Source organism: Acetobacterium wieringae (assembly GCF_026646375.1).
Classification (GTDB): domain Bacteria; phylum Bacillota; class Clostridia; order Eubacteriales; family Eubacteriaceae; genus Acetobacterium; species Acetobacterium wieringae_A.
Genome location: NZ_JAIPPU010000003.1, coordinates 251,491 through 268,068, shown reverse-complemented (window position 1 = coordinate 268,068; position 16,578 = coordinate 251,491). Strand labels below are relative to the sequence as shown.

General features: G+C 47.6%; 13 protein-coding genes and 1 riboswitch. Of the genes, 9 read left to right on the top strand and 4 right to left on the bottom strand.

Annotated elements, in window-relative coordinates:
- The first annotated feature begins 310 nt into the window (after window positions 1–310).
- The 6 genes from Q7P33_RS04640 (at window position 311) to Q7P33_RS04615 (ending at window position 6,864) form a co-directional block, all read left to right on the top strand.
- The gene (locus Q7P33_RS04640; RefSeq protein ID WP_303867805.1) at window positions 311–1,810 is read left to right on the top strand and encodes an FGGY-family carbohydrate kinase; all 1,500 of its coding nucleotides are present in this window, start codon (window positions 311–313) and stop codon (window positions 1,808–1,810) included.
- Between the two features lie 15 nt (window positions 1,811–1,825).
- Window positions 1,826–2,584: an SDR family NAD(P)-dependent oxidoreductase gene (locus Q7P33_RS04635; RefSeq protein ID WP_303867803.1), complete on the top strand. Its 759-nt coding sequence runs from the start codon at window positions 1,826–1,828 to the stop codon at window positions 2,582–2,584.
- 265 nt (window positions 2,585–2,849) lie between these two features.
- Window positions 2,850–4,307, top strand: coding sequence for an NAD(P)/FAD-dependent oxidoreductase (locus Q7P33_RS04630; RefSeq protein ID WP_303867800.1), 1,458 nt, complete (start codon window positions 2,850–2,852; stop codon window positions 4,305–4,307).
- The gene (locus Q7P33_RS04625) at window positions 4,304–5,596 is read left to right on the top strand and encodes an NAD(P)/FAD-dependent oxidoreductase (RefSeq protein ID WP_303867798.1); all 1,293 of its coding nucleotides are present in this window, start codon (window positions 4,304–4,306) and stop codon (window positions 5,594–5,596) included. Before Q7P33_RS04630 ends, Q7P33_RS04625 begins: the two co-directional genes overlap by 4 nt.
- Before the next feature lies 1 nt (window position 5,597).
- Window positions 5,598–6,014: a DUF1667 domain-containing protein gene (locus tag Q7P33_RS04620; protein ID WP_303867795.1), complete on the top strand. Its 417-nt coding sequence runs from the start codon at window positions 5,598–5,600 to the stop codon at window positions 6,012–6,014.
- Complete coding sequence (locus Q7P33_RS04615; RefSeq protein ID WP_303867794.1) at window positions 6,004–6,864, top strand: class II fructose-bisphosphate aldolase; 861 nt, start codon at window positions 6,004–6,006, stop codon at window positions 6,862–6,864. The genes Q7P33_RS04620 and Q7P33_RS04615 overlap by 11 nt, the downstream gene beginning before the upstream one ends.
- Window positions 6,865–7,022: 158 nt before the next feature.
- Here Q7P33_RS04615 and Q7P33_RS04610 read toward each other — a convergent pair whose 3' ends face one another.
- Complete coding sequence (locus tag Q7P33_RS04610; protein WP_303867791.1) at window positions 7,023–7,427, bottom strand: hypothetical protein; 405 nt, start codon at window positions 7,425–7,427, stop codon at window positions 7,023–7,025.
- Window positions 7,428–7,656: 229 nt separating this feature from the next.
- On the bottom strand, window positions 7,657–8,883 hold the full coding sequence (locus Q7P33_RS04605; RefSeq protein ID WP_303867785.1) for a copper amine oxidase N-terminal domain-containing protein: 1,227 nt from the start codon (window positions 8,881–8,883) through the stop codon (window positions 7,657–7,659).
- Between the two features lie 77 nt (window positions 8,884–8,960).
- Window positions 8,961–9,044: riboswitch (cyclic di-GMP riboswitch) on the bottom strand.
- Window positions 9,045–9,321: 277 nt separating this feature from the next.
- On the opposite strand from Q7P33_RS04605, the gene Q7P33_RS04600 reads away from it, so the two are divergent.
- The gene (locus Q7P33_RS04600; protein WP_303867782.1) at window positions 9,322–9,831 is read left to right on the top strand and encodes a hypothetical protein; all 510 of its coding nucleotides are present in this window, start codon (window positions 9,322–9,324) and stop codon (window positions 9,829–9,831) included.
- Between the two features lie 85 nt (window positions 9,832–9,916).
- On the opposite strand, the gene Q7P33_RS04595 is transcribed toward Q7P33_RS04600, so the two are convergent.
- Entirely contained in the window at window positions 9,917–11,941 is a 2,025-nt protein-coding gene (locus tag Q7P33_RS04595) for a diguanylate cyclase (protein ID WP_303867780.1), read from the bottom strand.
- Between the two features lie 116 nt (window positions 11,942–12,057).
- Window positions 12,058–12,747: a PolC-type DNA polymerase III gene (locus Q7P33_RS04590; protein WP_303867777.1), complete on the bottom strand. Its 690-nt coding sequence runs from the start codon at window positions 12,745–12,747 to the stop codon at window positions 12,058–12,060.
- Window positions 12,748–13,004: 257 nt separating this feature from the next.
- On the opposite strand from Q7P33_RS04590, the gene Q7P33_RS04585 reads away from it, so the two are divergent.
- The gene (locus tag Q7P33_RS04585) at window positions 13,005–14,666 is read left to right on the top strand and encodes a glycosyltransferase family 4 protein (RefSeq protein WP_303867774.1); all 1,662 of its coding nucleotides are present in this window, start codon (window positions 13,005–13,007) and stop codon (window positions 14,664–14,666) included.
- Complete coding sequence (locus Q7P33_RS04580) at window positions 14,644–16,563, top strand: PocR ligand-binding domain-containing protein (protein ID WP_303867772.1); 1,920 nt, start codon at window positions 14,644–14,646, stop codon at window positions 16,561–16,563. The genes Q7P33_RS04585 and Q7P33_RS04580 overlap by 23 nt, the downstream gene beginning before the upstream one ends.
- Window positions 16,564–16,578: the final 15 nt, after the last annotated feature.

The window sequence follows — 16,578 nt, the reverse complement described above, 5'->3', positions numbered from 1 at the left end:
ATAATTTTTTTTAAATAAAACAAAATAGACTGTGCAAGATGGTAAGTGTGTGAGTCCTGCTTAATAAATGCGATGTGTGTTGTCGCATTTATTAAGCAGGACTTTTTTTCGTAGCAGGGGGATTGCGGGCAGGTACGACCCGCTCCGATGAATGGTGATTGATGGCGTACCATAGCAACGAACAATGTGACATGTGATCCCGTAGCGGCGAGGTCTGACCCAGTAGTCAGTATCAAGCATATAAAATTGGCACAACGCTCACGGCAATTTTGCAATTACTTTAAAATATAAAATAAATGGAGGTTTTAAAATGGGAAAATATTTATTAGGGCTGGACAATGGCGGCACGATGATTAAAGCGGCTCTGTACGATCTGGCTGGCAATGAGGTGGCCATATCCAGTTCCAAAACGGCGATGTACCAGCCGCAGCCGGGTTTTACCGAACGGGATGTGGAAGAAATGTGGCAGGCCAATGTCACCGCCATCAAAGGGGTGATAAAAAAAGCCGGGATTAATGGCAGCGAGATCATTGGGATTTCAGCAACCGGTCATGGCAATGGCCTTTATCTGGTTCGGGCAGATGGCAGTCAAACCACCAACGGGATGATTTCAACCGACGTTCGGGGTCGGGAATACGTCATCAAATGGCAAAATGATGGCACCCATGACAAGATTTTGCCAAAGACGATGCAGAGTGTATTTGCTGGACAGCCGACCACGCTGTTGCGTTGGTTTATGGATCATAAACCTGAGGTTTTGGAGGAAACCCGCTGGATCTTTATGTGTAAGGATTATATCCGTTTCCGTTTGACCGGGGAAGTTTATGGCGAAATCGCTGATATGTCCGGCTCGAGTTTAATGAATGTCCGCGATGTCAAATACGACCGCGAGCTGCTTTCTGACATGGGTCTTGAAAGCATTTTTGATAAGCTGCCGCCGCTGCGTTATTCCGGCGAGGTCTGCGGGGCAATTACCAACGAAGTAGCGAAACTTACCGGATTGGCGGAGGGCACCCCGGTAGCCGGCGGCTGCATGGACATCCATGCCTCGGCAATGGCCGTAGGGATCACTGATACGGACAAGATGTGTGTGGTGGCCGGAACCTGGAGTATCAACGAATACATCAGCAAAACCCCGGTGGTGGACAAGGAACTGTTTATGACCTCAATCTATCCAATCCCCGGTTATTGGATGATTCTGGAAGGCAGCCCGACCTCGGCTAGTAATCTGGAGTGGTTTTTAACCGAAATTCTCCGAGACATCGATCTGAAAGAGCAGGATGTTTATGATTACTCAAACAATTGCGTAAATTGCGTGGCAGATGACGACTGTGGTGTCGTGTTTTTACCGTTTCTGTACGCAAGTAATGTCAACATCAACGCCAAGGCCTGCTTTGTTGGACTATCCAGCTATCACAACCGCGACAACATGCTCCGGGCGGTTTACGAAGGAATAGTTTTCAGCCACAAATATCACATTGAAAAATTGCTTAAATATCGGGAAGCACCCAAAAGTATCCGGATTGCCGGAGGAGTGGCCAAATCTCGCATCTGGGTGCAGATGTTTGCCGATATCCTTAAGGTGCCCATCGAAGTCACCGAATGCAGTGAGCTTGGCGCCTTGGGTGCTGCCATCTGTGCCGGTGTCGCCACTGGCGCCTACGACAGCTTTAAAACTGCTTCCGATGCGATGGTCAAGATCGCTTTTACAGCAGTTCCCAATCCCGACAAATTGGCCATGTACGACAAGAAATACAACCGCTATCTGAAGGTCATCAATGCTCTTGATGGGATTTGGGACGAGTATTAAGATCAGGAGAAAAAAATGGATTTAAAACTTAAGGGAAAAAACGCGATCATCACCGGGGCTTCCCGGGGAGTGGGCCGAGCGATTGCGTTGGGTCTGGCAGCTGAAGGAGTCAATGTGGTGGTAACTGCCCGCAGTCAATCAGAAGAGCTTCTTGAAGTGGTGGAAACGGCCCAGACGCTGGGGGTTAAAGCCTATCCATTGGCAGCAAGCATGAACAGTGCTGAGGAAGTGGTTTTGATGATGAAGGAAGCAGAGGCCCTGCTTGGTGATCTCGACATCCTCGTTAACAATGCGGGGATATGGTTGACTGGTTGGATTCAGGAGATTCCACTGGAAGACTGGGAGCAGACCCTGAATGTCAATCTGACAGCACCCTTTCTGACCTCCCAATACTTTGCCCAAACCAATCTGGTTAAAAAGCGATCCGGGCGGATCATCAATATCAATTCCCAGGCGGCTTTTAACGGTTCTACTACAGGTCATGCTCACTATGCTGCCAGTAAAGCCGGCATGGTGGCTCTGACTATTTCAATGGCCCGGGAACTGTCGGCAAAAGGGATCACCGTCAACGGGATTGCCTTGGGGGTCGTGGACACCGATATGATCCGTGATCAGCTCAAAGCTCAGCCCGGTTATTATGAAAATCGAATCCCGATTGGTCGGGTGGCTCAACCGGAGGACGTTGCCAACATTGTCGTTTTTATGGCCTCGGAGCCAGCTGCCTATCTGACTGGTACGACAATTGATGCCACCGGCGGGATGCTGATGCGGTAGCCAAAATGGTGGCGGTCAGGATCGCTTATTCTTTACGGGTATCCAAAGATCCTGTACAAACAATATGATGTAACAAGGGTCGGTACCAGTGAAGACCTTATTTTGAAGGATTAATATAAACACCTTTGTAAACTTCTTTATCTAATTTTAAGATACGATTATCGATTGCTTTGATGCTGGTTTTCGCAACAATAAGAAATTGATTCGCATAAACCAGTAGCGAAGCTCACGGTACTTATTCACACCATACACGAAAGGAAAACACATGAATCATTATGACGTGATCATCATCGGCGGCGGAATTACCGGTACCGCCATTGCCCATGAGTTGTCAAAATTTAAGCTGTCGGTGGCATTATTGGAACGGGGAACGGATATTGGGATCGGGGCCACCAAGGGAAATGGCGGCGTTGTTCACCCGGGTTACGATCCGACTCCCGGCAGTCTTAAAGCTAAAATCAATGTTCAGGGCGCTAACGCTTATCCGCAGCTGGCAAAAGAGCTCAATTTCGACATTATCAATCCGGGTATCTTTGTGCTCGGTTTTAACGAGGCTGACCGGGCGGCGCTTTCACATAAGCTGGACTTTGGCATTAAAAATGGTGTTCGGGATCTGGCCATTATCGATGCTCAAACCATCCATGCCCGTGAGCCTCATCTCTCAGAACAGGCTCGCTTTGCCCTGTATGCCCCGACGGCTACGGTGGTCGATCCGTTTGAGGTGGCGATTGCCTTTGCCGAAAACGCTGCGGAAAACGGGGTGGCCATTTTGACTGGTCAACCGGTTACGGCAATAACAAAAACGGCAACCGGGTTTGTGCTTACCACTGTCCGGGCGCAGTTTAGCTGCGGCTACATTGTTAACGCCGCTGGCAACCATGCCGATGACGTCGCCAAACTGGCCGGTATTGCTGAATACACTATGAAACCCCGCCACGGCGATCTGCTGGTGTTTGACAAGGACATGGGTAATAAGCCCCAGACGGTGATGTTTCCCTGTCCCGGTCCGGACACCAAGGGGATTGCCTGTATCCCCACAGTCCACGGCAACACTCTTGTCGGCTCGACGGCAACGATGAAAGACGATAAGGAAGCCGTCAACAATTATGCTCCGGGGATTCAGGCACTGATTGACGGCGCAAAAAAAATAGTACCGGAACTTGACACCAGAAAGATCATTCGCAGTTTTGCCGGCCTGCGGCCTGTGGTGCTTGACCACAATAATGATTTTTTTATTGCCGAATCAGTGACCGTTAAAGGTTTTATCCATGCGGCCGGGATTCAGTCGCCGGGAATTGCCTCAGCTCCGGCGATTGCCGAACTGATCCGGGATCTGCTGGATAATGCTGGACTAAAGATCCTGCCCAAGGCTAATTTCAATCCCTATCGTAAAACAAAGACGGTCTTTTCAAAATTGGGGATCGCCCAGCAAGATGAACTGATAAAAAAAAATCCCGCCTATGGTCGGATTGTCTGTCGCTGCGAAACGGTGACAGAAGGTGAGATTGTCGATGCCATTCACGGCATTATTCCGGCCCAAACCCTTGATGGGATCAAGCGCCGTACCCGGGCCGGAATGGGCCGCTGTCAGGGTGGTTTTTGCCAATACAAGATTATTGCGATTCTGAGTCGGGAACTGGGTTTGCCGAGCGAGGAAATTTTGCTTGAAGATATCGGATCAAATCTGCTGTGTGGCAGTATGAAAGGAGGGGCGCTGACATGAAAAAGCTAAACTACGATGTGGTCGTCATCGGCGGCGGTCCAGCCGGGATGGCGGCGGCTCTTAACGCTAAAGAAGCAGGTGCAACCGTAGCGATCATTGAACGCAACGACGAACTGGGTGGAATCTTAAACCAGTGTATTCATAGCGGTTTCGGACTCAGTTATTTTAAAGCTGAGCTGACCGGGCCGGAATATGCGGAACGTTTTATTAACCGGGTAAATGATACCGATATTGAGGTCTATCTCAACACCATGGTGATTGATTTAGGTCCGGGGTGCCAGATTATAGCAAGTAATCAGTCGGGTATACTGGTTATTTCAGCCGGATCCATTGTTCTGGCGATGGGCTGTCGGGAACGCACCCGGGGGGCGATTAAAATTCCCGGTTCCCGTCCGGCCGGAGTACTGACCGCCGGGCTGGCCCAGCGTTATGTCAATATTGAAAATTGTAAACCCGGGCAGCGGATCGTCATCCTTGGTTCGGGAGACATTGGTCTGATCATGGCCCGGCGGCTAACCCTCGAAGGGATGCAGGTACTCGGTGTCTATGAACTGATGCCCTACGCCAATGGTCTGTACCGTAATATCAAAAATTGTCTGGATGATTTTGATATCCCTCTACACCTGTCGACTACGGTGACCAATATTATTGGTCACCCGCATTTGGAAGCCGTTGAAGTAGCGCAGGTTGACAAAAATTTGGCGGTGATCGATGAAACCCGGGAAGTTATTCCCTGTGACACGCTGCTGCTCTCAATCGGTCTGATTCCTGAAAATGAACTGTCTCAAAGAGTTGGCATCGGCCTCAATCCCCAAACCAACGGCCCGCGGGTAGACGAGTTTCTATCCACCGATCAGCCGGGGATTTTTGCCTGCGGCAATGTTCTCCATGTTCACGATCTGGTCGATAATGTTACCCTGGAGGCCGAAGCGGCCGGGGCAGCAGCGGCGGCCTATGCCCTGGCTGAGCGATCCGGTGAGGTTGGCAATAATGCTTTATTAAAAGATACGTGCGCATTAATCCAACTGGAGGCTGGGGAAAACATCGGTTATACGGTGCCATCGATCCTGCATCAACCCTTCAAACGGGAAGCCAGGCTTTCGTTTCGTGTTAAACGACCGCTGACTCAGGCCCGGGTTGTGATTACGTCTGGCGACCAGATTCTCTATCAAGGCGAGCCCCGGGCATTTAAACCAAGCGTGATGGAAGGCTTATGGCTGGCACCGGATGATGTTAATGGCTGGCCGTCATTGGAGCGGCCAATAACGGTATCGATTCAGGAGGTGTAAAGTGAGTCAAAATCGAACGATAAATAGCACAAATGAAAAGGAGACGACTACGGTCTGCTGTACCACTTGCCCCAAAGAATGTGTCATCACGATTGTTTTAAAACAAGGCGAATTGATAGCTGTGACAGGGCAAGGCTGTAAGCGGGGAAAACAATTTGCTAAAAAGGAGATTAGCAGTCCGGAGCGGACGTTGACCAGCACGGTTATCGTAGACTGTGGGGGAACGGTGCAGTTATTACCAGTTAAAACGGCGGCATCGATTCCTAAAAATGATATGGTTCAGGTCATGAATGTCATTCGCAAAACCCGGTTAACATACCCCTGTCAGTTGGGCGATGTGGTCATTCCGAACATCTGCGGTACTGGGGTGGATTTGGTGGCATGCCGGAGTATCAGGGAGGTCAATCATGCGCGTTAATCTGACGACACTCTTAAAAAACGCCTGTCCCCGGAGTCAGGCTATTGGCGCCTTCAACACCCCCAATCTGGAAAGTGTTCAGGCGGTGATCGCTGCGGCTGAAGCGCAAAACCAGCCGGTGATCATTATGCATGCCCAGATCCATGAAAGCATGATCCCAATGGAAGTCATCGGCCCGGTGATGATCCGGCTGGCCGATCAAGCCCGGGTGGATGTCTGTGTCCATCTCGATCACGGTGAAGACTTGGGCTATCTTCTTCAAGCCATGAAAATGGGTTTCACCTCAGTGATGTACGACGGGTCACGACTGCCCTACGAAAAAAACCTGACAAACACCCGAGAAATTGTCCGGGCGGCCCATTATCTCGGGGTCTCGGTGGAAGCTGAGTTGGGTCGGGTGCTGCGTCCGGAGGGCGGGGGACTCCCTGATGCCGACGAAAAAGAGCTTACTCCGGCAGAATGCTACACCGATCCCGAGCAGGCTAAAAGCTTTGTGGATGCCACCGGAGTGGATGCCCTTGCGATTGCCTTTGGTACCGCCCATGGTCTTTATGAGGCCGAACCCTGTCTCGATTTTAAACGGATCGCCGCAATTCATCAGTGGGTCGATGTCCCATTGGTGATGCATGGCGGTTCAGGAGTCAGTGATAGCGACTTTCGCAAGGCCATCGCCGCCGGGATTACTAAAATCAATTACTTTACGTATATGTCGCTGGCTGGGGGGCAGGCTGTCAAAAATTGGTTTGCACAGCAGCCCGGCCAGACATTGCGCTTTGATGAAATTGTAGAGATTGGCCGGGCTGCCATGCAGGCCGATGTGACCCGGGCTATCAAGGTATTTCAGGGTTAACGTAATCATCTAAAGACGTTTTAGTATATAATAATAAAAAAACCATTTAGTGTGAGATTACTGTTTAAAAAACGGTAATCTCACATCAAAGGTTTTTATTGTAACGAACATTTTTGGATAGTGCATTTAAATTGTGATGGATAGCTAAGCTAAAAATATCAGAGTTTCTTTTTTCCGTTCGGATCAGCCATAAATTGATGGATATCTTCAACGTTTTTTTGCGCTAGCTCTTCGGCCTCACTGTAAATGGATTGGCCGGATTCCTCAATTTCTCTGTCTTTTTCACCTAATTCAGTAGCTTGGGTATAAACACCCTGGGCCTTAGCGGTTGATTTTTGTGAGTCTTCAGGCGATACAGCATCTTCTGGGGTATCGGTGATCTTCTTTTCCGCTTTTGGGTGGCGTCCGTTGGGATCAGCCATGAATTTGTGAATTTCTTCGACATTTTTTTTTGCGAGTTCTTCAGACTCTCCATAAATTTGGGGTTTGCCACTTTCAAGATCTTTATCTTTTTGCCCCAGTTCCTCGGCGATGCCATAAACACCTTTGTCTTCAGTTTCCACGTTTTTACCTCCTAAAAAATAATAATCAGTGAACACAATCAGTTTGATTTGGAAAAGATTTAAATCATTTTTAAGCTGACTCTATTCATTTTTTTTATTACCCTCAAAAAAAGGATTCAAGCATAATTAACAAAAATTAAACAAAAAGGCCAACCTGAAGTCGAAGTTCAGGCTGGCCAAAGAAGAAGAAAATTTATCTTAGCAAAATAACTTTTGCCAGATATCTGAATTAAACAATTGTTTCCAGTTCTGGTACAACGGGATCTGGTGTCAGTACAACCACCGGGGTTTCTGTGGTTGGAGCAGTTGTGCCATCGTCAGCTGGCGTTTCAGAGACCGGATCAATGGTGTTCTCATCAACCGGCGTTTTGGTGACTGGTTCGGTTATGCCCTCATCAACCGGGGGTTCTACGGTAGGATCGATGGTACCATCATCAATGGGAGTATCGGTAGTGGGATCAGTGTTGCCGTCATCGACCGGTGTTTCAACAGCTGGATCATCGACATCGACGATGCTGTTGTCGCTATCGTAGCTGACTTCCAGATTCAGAATTTCAGCTAGCAGATCAAGCGGAATAAAGGTGCGGCCGCAGGTGACCTGAATACGATCAGTGATATCCACAGGGCTGCCATCAATGGTGGCGGTGACGCCAGCAGCTGTGATTTCAATTACGGCCGTATCTTTGGAGATGGTCAGTGTTTTGGTCTCTTCATTAAAGATCACTTCGGCTTCCAGTTTTTCGGTGATGGCTTTTAGCGGCACCATAATGTCACTGCCTTTTAAGTAAACGGGGGCATCAAATTTAATCAGCTGATTGTTGATGGTCACACTGCCGGCATCCAGCGCTTGGGCGTCCGCCATCATCTTTTCAATCAGAGCCGAAACACTTTCAAACTGGGCCAGTTCGGTCTCACTGTACATGGTTTTCACCACCATATAGCGCTGATTGATGATCGCTTTGATTTGCGACTGAAGTCCTGACAGTTCGGACTGGAGGCTGTCCAGCTCGGCTTGCAGGGCAGCTGCACCAGCTGTGTCGCCAGCTGCCAGCAGGTCGGCCAGTTCGGCTTCGAGGGCTTCCTTTTCCGCAGCTAGAAGGCTTTTTTGCTCTTGCAGTTCTTTTTTCTGTTGGTTCAGTTCCTGCTTGAAGACCTGTTGGGGTTTGGTTGGTTTTTTACCGGGTTTGGTGACTTCGTCTGTCGTACCGTCGTCAGTGAGCTCCTCTTCAGTGGGGTTGATGAGTGGTTCGGTGACGGTGGGTTCGCTGCTGACAGGGCTGTCCGGTTCGACCGGAACAACTACCGGTTCAACAGATGGGGCTGGGGCGACAACGGTCTCTTTTTTTGGAGGCGGATTGCCATTACCTTTGTCAGCATTCTTCGGGGCCGCCAGCGCCGTGGCTGGGGCGGAAAGGGCCAGTGCCAGGACCAAAACGAGAAACAATCTTTTTTTCATAAAAGACTCCTTTCAATTGATCTCCATAAAAAAACTGTATGCCTAAAAAGGCATACAGTTAAAGACCCTGCGCCCTCTTCGGCAACCCGGCTGTCATAGCAAAATGCTTTAGACCCGTGGCTTTGCGTCCCTGACTTTCATCAGGTTTGCCATTATCGGAGATATTTGATTTTATTATAAATCAGATCGCAACCGATTGCAAGGATAATTCAAAGTATGAATATAAACCAATGGAAATGGAGCTATTTCGAACACTGGAGGTTGGATTGATCGCATTGTTTAAATGAAACTAAAAAAAACGTTTGTAATGAAATCAATAATGAAAACTGACACCGGATTGACACAGACGCATACTATGATAAGTGTATTAAAAGACCAGACGCCCCGAAGCGGTGCACCGTTTCGCTGACGCCAAAAAATCATAAGGAGATGTGAAAAATGAAATCTATATCAAAAGTATTCGTTGTTCTGCTGCTGGCAGTTAGTTTGATGGGTTCGATGGGTGCAGTGATGGCGGAAGGTAATGGTTTTGGTTCGGCTGGAGCTTTGGCTGACGACAGCCTGACCCTGGATGAAATGTTGACCTATGCGGTCCAAGATGAATACGCCGCTGAAGCCGAGTATGCCAAAATTATCGAGAATTACGGATCGGTTCGACCCTATTCCAACATCGTTAAAGCGGAAACGAAACACATTGCTTCACTACTGCCCTTATTTGAAGCCAACGGATTTGTTGTTCCGGTAAATGATGCCGCCAGTCAGCTGGTCGTACCGGCGTCCCTCAAAGAAAGCTATGCCGTAGGCGTTCAAGCTGAGATTTTAAATATTGAAATGTATAACCGATTTTTGGCCGAGACATTGCCAGATTCCGTCCGAACAACCTTTGAATCCCTGAAAAAAGCTTCGGAAAGTCATCTAGCCGCCTTTTCACGAAAAGCTGAGCGATAATTAGGAATTTCTTGTAGAAAAATGACCCCAACCGGAACAATGGTTACCAATCATTCGGGTTGGGGTCATTTTGACGGGGCAAAAATTATACTTCCGGCCGCAAAATTGTGTTGCGACCCTGTTTTTTTGCCTGATAGAGGAGCTGGTCGGCTGTTTCGATCAGCTCGCTGATACTGTTGTGATCCCACTCGATAATCCCACCGCTGATAGTCAGATCGATACGATCGTGGTAGAAACGGGTGTTTTTTATTTTATCCCGGATCCGCTGGGCAATCTGGTAGCCTTCGTCGAGGGTGGTGTCCGGCATCACAATCAGGAATTCCTCACCACCATATCGCCCCAAAAAATCGCTTTTGCGGAGGTTATCCATGATGATCTGAACGGTTTCCATCAGCACCGCATCGCCAGCCTGATGGCCAAAACGGTCATTGACGGATTTAAAATGATCAAGGTCGATCATCATCACCGAGAAGGTCGTATAGAGTAATGGGGTATTGGCATGGATGTCCTCCAGAATGCCAAAGATACAGCCCCGGTTGCAGGCACCAGTGAGGGCATCGATGGTTGATTGCGTAAGCAGAATCGACTCCTGCTTTTTCAGGAACAGGTTGGATTCTTCCAGTTTTTTTAAGATCTGCTTGGTTTTACTGATGTCTTTAGCATTTAAGATATAGCCAAGGATCAACCCGTCCTCGCTGTGATAGGCAGAAATTGAGGCGATTATGGTGGTTTTCTGATGGTTGTCTTTAGTCATTGTGCCTTCGAGATTTTCCAGGCGGGGGTTTAGAAGCAGCTTTGCCTGTAAATCACACAGGGTGTTACTGCTGTCAAAGAGGGTGTCAATCGGGGTACCGATGATTTCACCACAGGGCTTTCCCAGAAACAACCGGGTATACTGATTGATCCGGAGAATTCTTAAATCCTGATCCATAATAATCAGAATATCACCGACCGAATCGATGACGTTTTCCAGGTAGGTTTTAGTAACCAGGGTCGTATTTAACTTGGCCGACAGCTCATTAAACGACTGGGTCAACTGCCCCAGTTCATTGTTGCCGGAAACTGGCATGAAAAAATCCAGGTTGGAACCGGAGACCTCTTTGATTCGATTGGTCAGGCGGATCAGCGGCTCGGTGATGGAGCGGGTCACCAGGAAATAGATCAATAGTAGGCTAAAGATGGTGTAAGCCAGAAAGACAATCAGGGTGGCGATTCGGGTGCCGTTGATCTGGTGGATGATCGCATCATATTGATAACGGATGGCAATGACTTTCTGGGAATCGTTCATCCCACCGGGGAAGGTGTTGAGATAAATGTATTCCTGATCAAGCAGGCCCAGTTCACCGGTAACCGTCTGATCAGTGCCACTGTTAATGACGGTGTCGATGATGGCGATCCGATCCGGGTCGGTTTCGGTTTCGCCGCTGCCCAGCATGATGCGATGCTTGTCATACACAGTGATATCGGCAATAAAAGGGTTATTGTCCAGAACGGTTTTTTCCATATCGGTATAGTTTAGCTGGGTAACATACTGCGACAGTGATCCGGGCGAAATGCCTACCTCCAGGACATAACGATGATCAACAGTGGGGATATAACCCCACTTACGCAACTCCCCGGTGATTAAATCGGTGGTGACATGGGAGATTTCCGGATCATGCCCCTGGCGCAGCTCGGTGAGGGTCTTAAAAAAATCCGGCACTGTTTTAAAATCAATGCCCTTAGCGCTGGGGAAGGTAGTCCGTATGATGACGCCATTTTCATCAATAATATAAAGATCCAGATTATTATGGTAACGGGTTTTGATGGCATCCAGATCGATGGCAGATACGTCGCCCTGTTTGGCCGTGTATTCGGCATTAAACAGATTAAGACTTTCGGCCATCATTTCATCATAATAGGTGGACACCAGTTCGTAGCTTTTTTCGGTGCTGATGATGGTGTCAATGATGTTAATCCGAGTTTGGTTGATGGCTAGCTGGGTATTATTCAGAATGCCATTGCGGATGCTGTTGTAGTTGATCATCGCAAAAAGAAAATAGAGCGGTGTAATGATCGCAACCAGGACGATCATCATCGAGTATTTAATGGAAAGATTGCGAAATTTCATAAAGTCCTTCCTTTCACGATCGAAACATCCAGAGAATGCAGTAGTGCTGATTAAAAAAAGGCGGCGGCGCCAAAGCAGCCGTCGCCCTTATTGAGGGGAAAATAGAAAGTTGGCAATCATAGCGAAATCCGGGCAAACTGATCCCTGCTGGTGGTCAGATGCTGACATTTCTTTTTGTAGGGGGAATGTTTGTGATTAAATTCCCTGGCCAGGATCAGGGTATTAAGTTCATCCACACAGGTCAGAGAACCCTGATGATATTTCAGAGACTGATAAAGATTATTGCTGACCAGACAGTCGGACAGGGCCCGGTGGGCATTGGTGTTCTGAATGGCGCATTTTTCACACAGTGAGGTCAGTTGCGAATTGAGAACCGAACGCTGCCGTTCCCGGAATAATTCCCGGATATCGATAAAATCGTTGGTGAGATCATGGCCGATGTAAAGTTTACAGTGATCATACAAAAAATTGACGTCGGCATTGACCTTATGGCCAATTAAAATATTGTCACCGATAAAAGCAGTAAAGGAGTCTAGCACCTCAGCGATGGGGGCCGCATCGACAAGCATGTTATTGGTGATCCCCGTCAGGCTGGTGATATAAGAACTGATGGGGTTGCGCGGTTTAATCAGCATCTGAAAAACTGAAACGATTTTATTGTCCCGCACCTTGACGGCGCCGATTTCGATGATTTCACAGTTGTGAGGGCTGAATCCGGTGGTTTCGATGTCAATGATGACATAATTATCGGGAAAGTCAATCAGGCTGTTGCCTTTTTTTTCTCTCAGGGTTCCATATTTGTTCATTGGTATTCTCCTAACAAGTTACGCTTAACTGAATTCGTTTATTTTGTTATATTTATAACCAATCAGAGTACAAATAATCAGCACAGTCACCAAAAATTATAAAAAATTGTGAAATGATAAAAAATTTACCCGGAGGTATTGGCTAAAAAAATATTTTTGAGAAACAACAACAGGTTGGGGTATATAACGATCAAGCCGGTTGGCCTTGTCGCAGCATCAAAACTGGGGCTCGTTTACGATAACATGGAGGAAGAAAGATGGAGATTGTAATGGTACACGGATATTTTTTACGAGGTACCGGCAGTAACCTCTTCGTAGCAAATACCTGTCGGGAATTGTGTAAACTGGGGCATCAGGTAAAGCTGTTCTGTCAAGAAGAAAAGCCCCAGTTATTTGACTTTATCGAAAGCGCCTGGGAATTTGATCGCGATAACCATAATATCACAGCAGTTTTTCAGCAAGCGACCCCCTATCCGGGGAAATGTCAGTTGTATCGACCCAATCTGAATGGTTTTCTACCGGTCTATGTATTTGACTACTACCCGGGCTATGTGGTAAAAACTTATCTCGACTGTACCCCGGCAGAAATTGAGGCCTATATTGAAGATAACCGCCGGGCGCTGGATGCTGTTGTTGATCCGGGGCGGACGGCCCTAGTCTTAAGCAACCATACCATTATGCAGCCAGTCTATGTGGCCCGGAGCCGACTGAGCGACTGCCGCCACGTGATGACCGTTCATGGCAGCTGTTTGAATTTTTCGGTACGCCACAGCCTCTTGCTAAAGGATTACGCCCAGGAAGCTCTGGCCAATGCCGAGTGGGTAGTTTTTGTCAGTCATTATTCTAGACAGGAGTTTCTGGCGTTTTTTAATAATGACCCTTGTCTTTACGCAAAATCGCTGGTGATTTCGGGTGGGGTCGATCTGAAGAATTTCGTCAGCTTAAATGACAGCGGTGAAAAACAGACGGAGATCGATGGTATGCTGGCCAGTCTGGCAGCGTCCCCATTGATCACAGGGCAGCCCATAGCAGCGACGGCGCTCTGGCAGACCGATGCAGACGTAGTCAGTAAACTGGCTCGGATTGACTTTGCCGATGAAAAAATTATCTTGTATTATGGCAAGTATTTATGGACAAAAGGGATACAGCTACTGATTGCGGCGGCACCGCTGGTACTGATGAAAAATCACCGACTACGGATTATTCTAGTGGGCTTTGGGTCATCCCGGGATTATTTCGAAACCTTGGTAAAGGTTCTGGATCAGGGCGACCTGGCAGCCTTTATCACGCTAATCAGGAAACCGGAAACTGTCGATGCCACCATTTCTGCCGATACTACCGTTTATTTTGATGCATTGTTAAATAAATTGAATGACCCGGATTTTGCCAGCGCTTATCAAGCTGCCGCCACCGGAGCCATCCGTGAAGCGATTGTTTTCACCGGCTATCTCGGTCATCAACATTTAAAAAGCCTGATTGCCTGTTGCGAAATTACCGTAGCTCCATCAATTTTTCCCGAGGCATTTGGGTTGGTGGCCGTTGAAGCACTGGCATCGGGGATCATCCCGGTGCTGACCAACCACAGTGGCTTTGCCGAAATGATCAGCATCTATTGCCAGGTTTTTGGAGACATATTTGACCGGGGCGAAGCCGAGGGGGCTTTTAGGCCGCCAGCACTTAATGGTGAGCTGGTTTTTGACCTGGCAGGGTCGCTAAATTATCTGCTTAACTATTATGCGGGGCTCAGCAACAGTGCCCGACAGGAAGTCCGTAACCGGGCCCGGAAAATTTGTGCTGACCACTACACTTGGGAAGCCGTGGCACAGCGCTATCTCCTTTGTAGTAACAGCGATGTTGATCTCGGTCAGAATTGGATATCGCCAGAAGGAGAACGTGATGGAACAAAATACAACCAATGACAAGATCATGATGGTCAATGCCCAGGGAATTGTTTTGGGTGCCAGCGCCGCCTGTGCCGAATTTCTTGAGCAGAAGCTTGAGCAACTAAACGGCATTTATATTTTAGATCTGAATTTCGGCCTAACCTTAACCCAATTTTTGGCATATTTTGAAAAGATAAAAAAGGACCATCACTTTGCTTTTAAAACTTATTTTACCAATCAGGCTAACCACATGATTCACATCGATGTGCGGGGAATTTATATGGATTCTCAGGAGTTGGTGCTACTGAACATCAGTGCAGGTGTTCCGGAAGAAACAAAAAACTATTTTAGCGATCCCAAAAAGCTGCTGATGGAATTCCCGACTACTGCTGTTGAATTGAGTCTGGGGGATGTGATGGACGCCACCCTGTTCCAGAATATCATGGACTATTTTTACGAACTGACCGGGATCCCGGTGGGGATTATTGATCTGAATGGCAATATCATAGTCAAAGAAGGTTGGCAGGATATCTGTGTCAACTTTCATCGGGTTAATCCGGCTTCCTGTAAAAACTGCCTTGAAAGTGATTTTGAAATAACCAGAGGAATCGAAGTGGGGGAATACCGGAGCTATAAGTGTAAAAATAACCTTTGGGACATTGCCACCCCGATTTATCTGGGAAATCAGCGGATGGGGCATATTTACCTAGGTCAGTTTTTTTACACCGATGAATCCATCGATTATGACTATTTTCGAAATCAAGCCAGAGAATTTGGATTTGATGAGGAAGCTTATATGGCGGCATTGGAGCGGGTTCCACGCTTTAGTCATCGACAGGTGGAAACCGCTATGAAGTTTTATACCAAGATGGCCAGCTACATCTCGCAATTGAGTTTTACCAACTTCAAGATCCATGAAACCATGATTGAACTGTATAATGTCATGAATTTTCAAAATGCTCTGATGGATGCGGTACCTTCACCGATTTTTTACAAGAATAAAGATCTGGTCTATCTTGGTGGCAACAAAACTTTCGAAGAGGCGATTGGTTTAGCGCCATCGGATTACATCGGTAAAACGGTGTTTGATATTTCGCCCCGGGAATTGGCAGAGGCTTATCATCAGGCCGATGTCGAACTGTTAAAGACAAAAACACCTCAGGTTTATGATTTCCAAATCGTGTCCTCGACCGGCAAAAATAAAAGTGTTATTTTTAACAAAGCTATCTTTACTGACCAGGCTGGTGAAGTGGCGGGGATCATCGGTGTCATTCAGGACATTACCGAGATGAAACAGGCTCAGGAATATCTGCAGAAGGTGAATGAAGAAATAATTGATACCCAGAAAGAAGTCATCTATACTTTGGGTGAGATCATCGAGACACGTTCTCAGGAGGCTGCCAAACATGTGGTGCGGGTAGCGGAATATTCGCATCTGATCGGGCTTAAGTATGGCTTGAATCAGGAAGACGCTATGCTGTTAAAAATCGCGGCACCGATGCATGACATTGGCAAAATTGGGATACCGGATCATATTCTCAACAAACCGGGCTCCTTGACCCGGGAAGAGTTCGATTGTATTAAAACCCACACGACTATCGGCTATAATATTATGAAAAAATCAAGCCACAAAATTTTAAAAATAGCTGGGATCATTGCCTTAAGCCATCATGAACGCTGGGATGGCACCGGTTATCCCCAGGGAATAGCCGGGGAGCAGATCAATATGTTCAGTCGCATCGTATCGGTAGCTGATGTTTTTGATGCCGTTTCTCACAAGCGCTGCTATAAGGAGGCCTGGCCGTTAGATCAGGTACAAAACTATCTGGTGGAGCAATCCGGGAAGATGTTTGATCCTCGGGTAATCACCTTGTTTCTTGACAACTGGGACGAAATTCTAACGATACGTTCCGAGTATTCCGATACAAACTGACTTAAGCGACCTCTG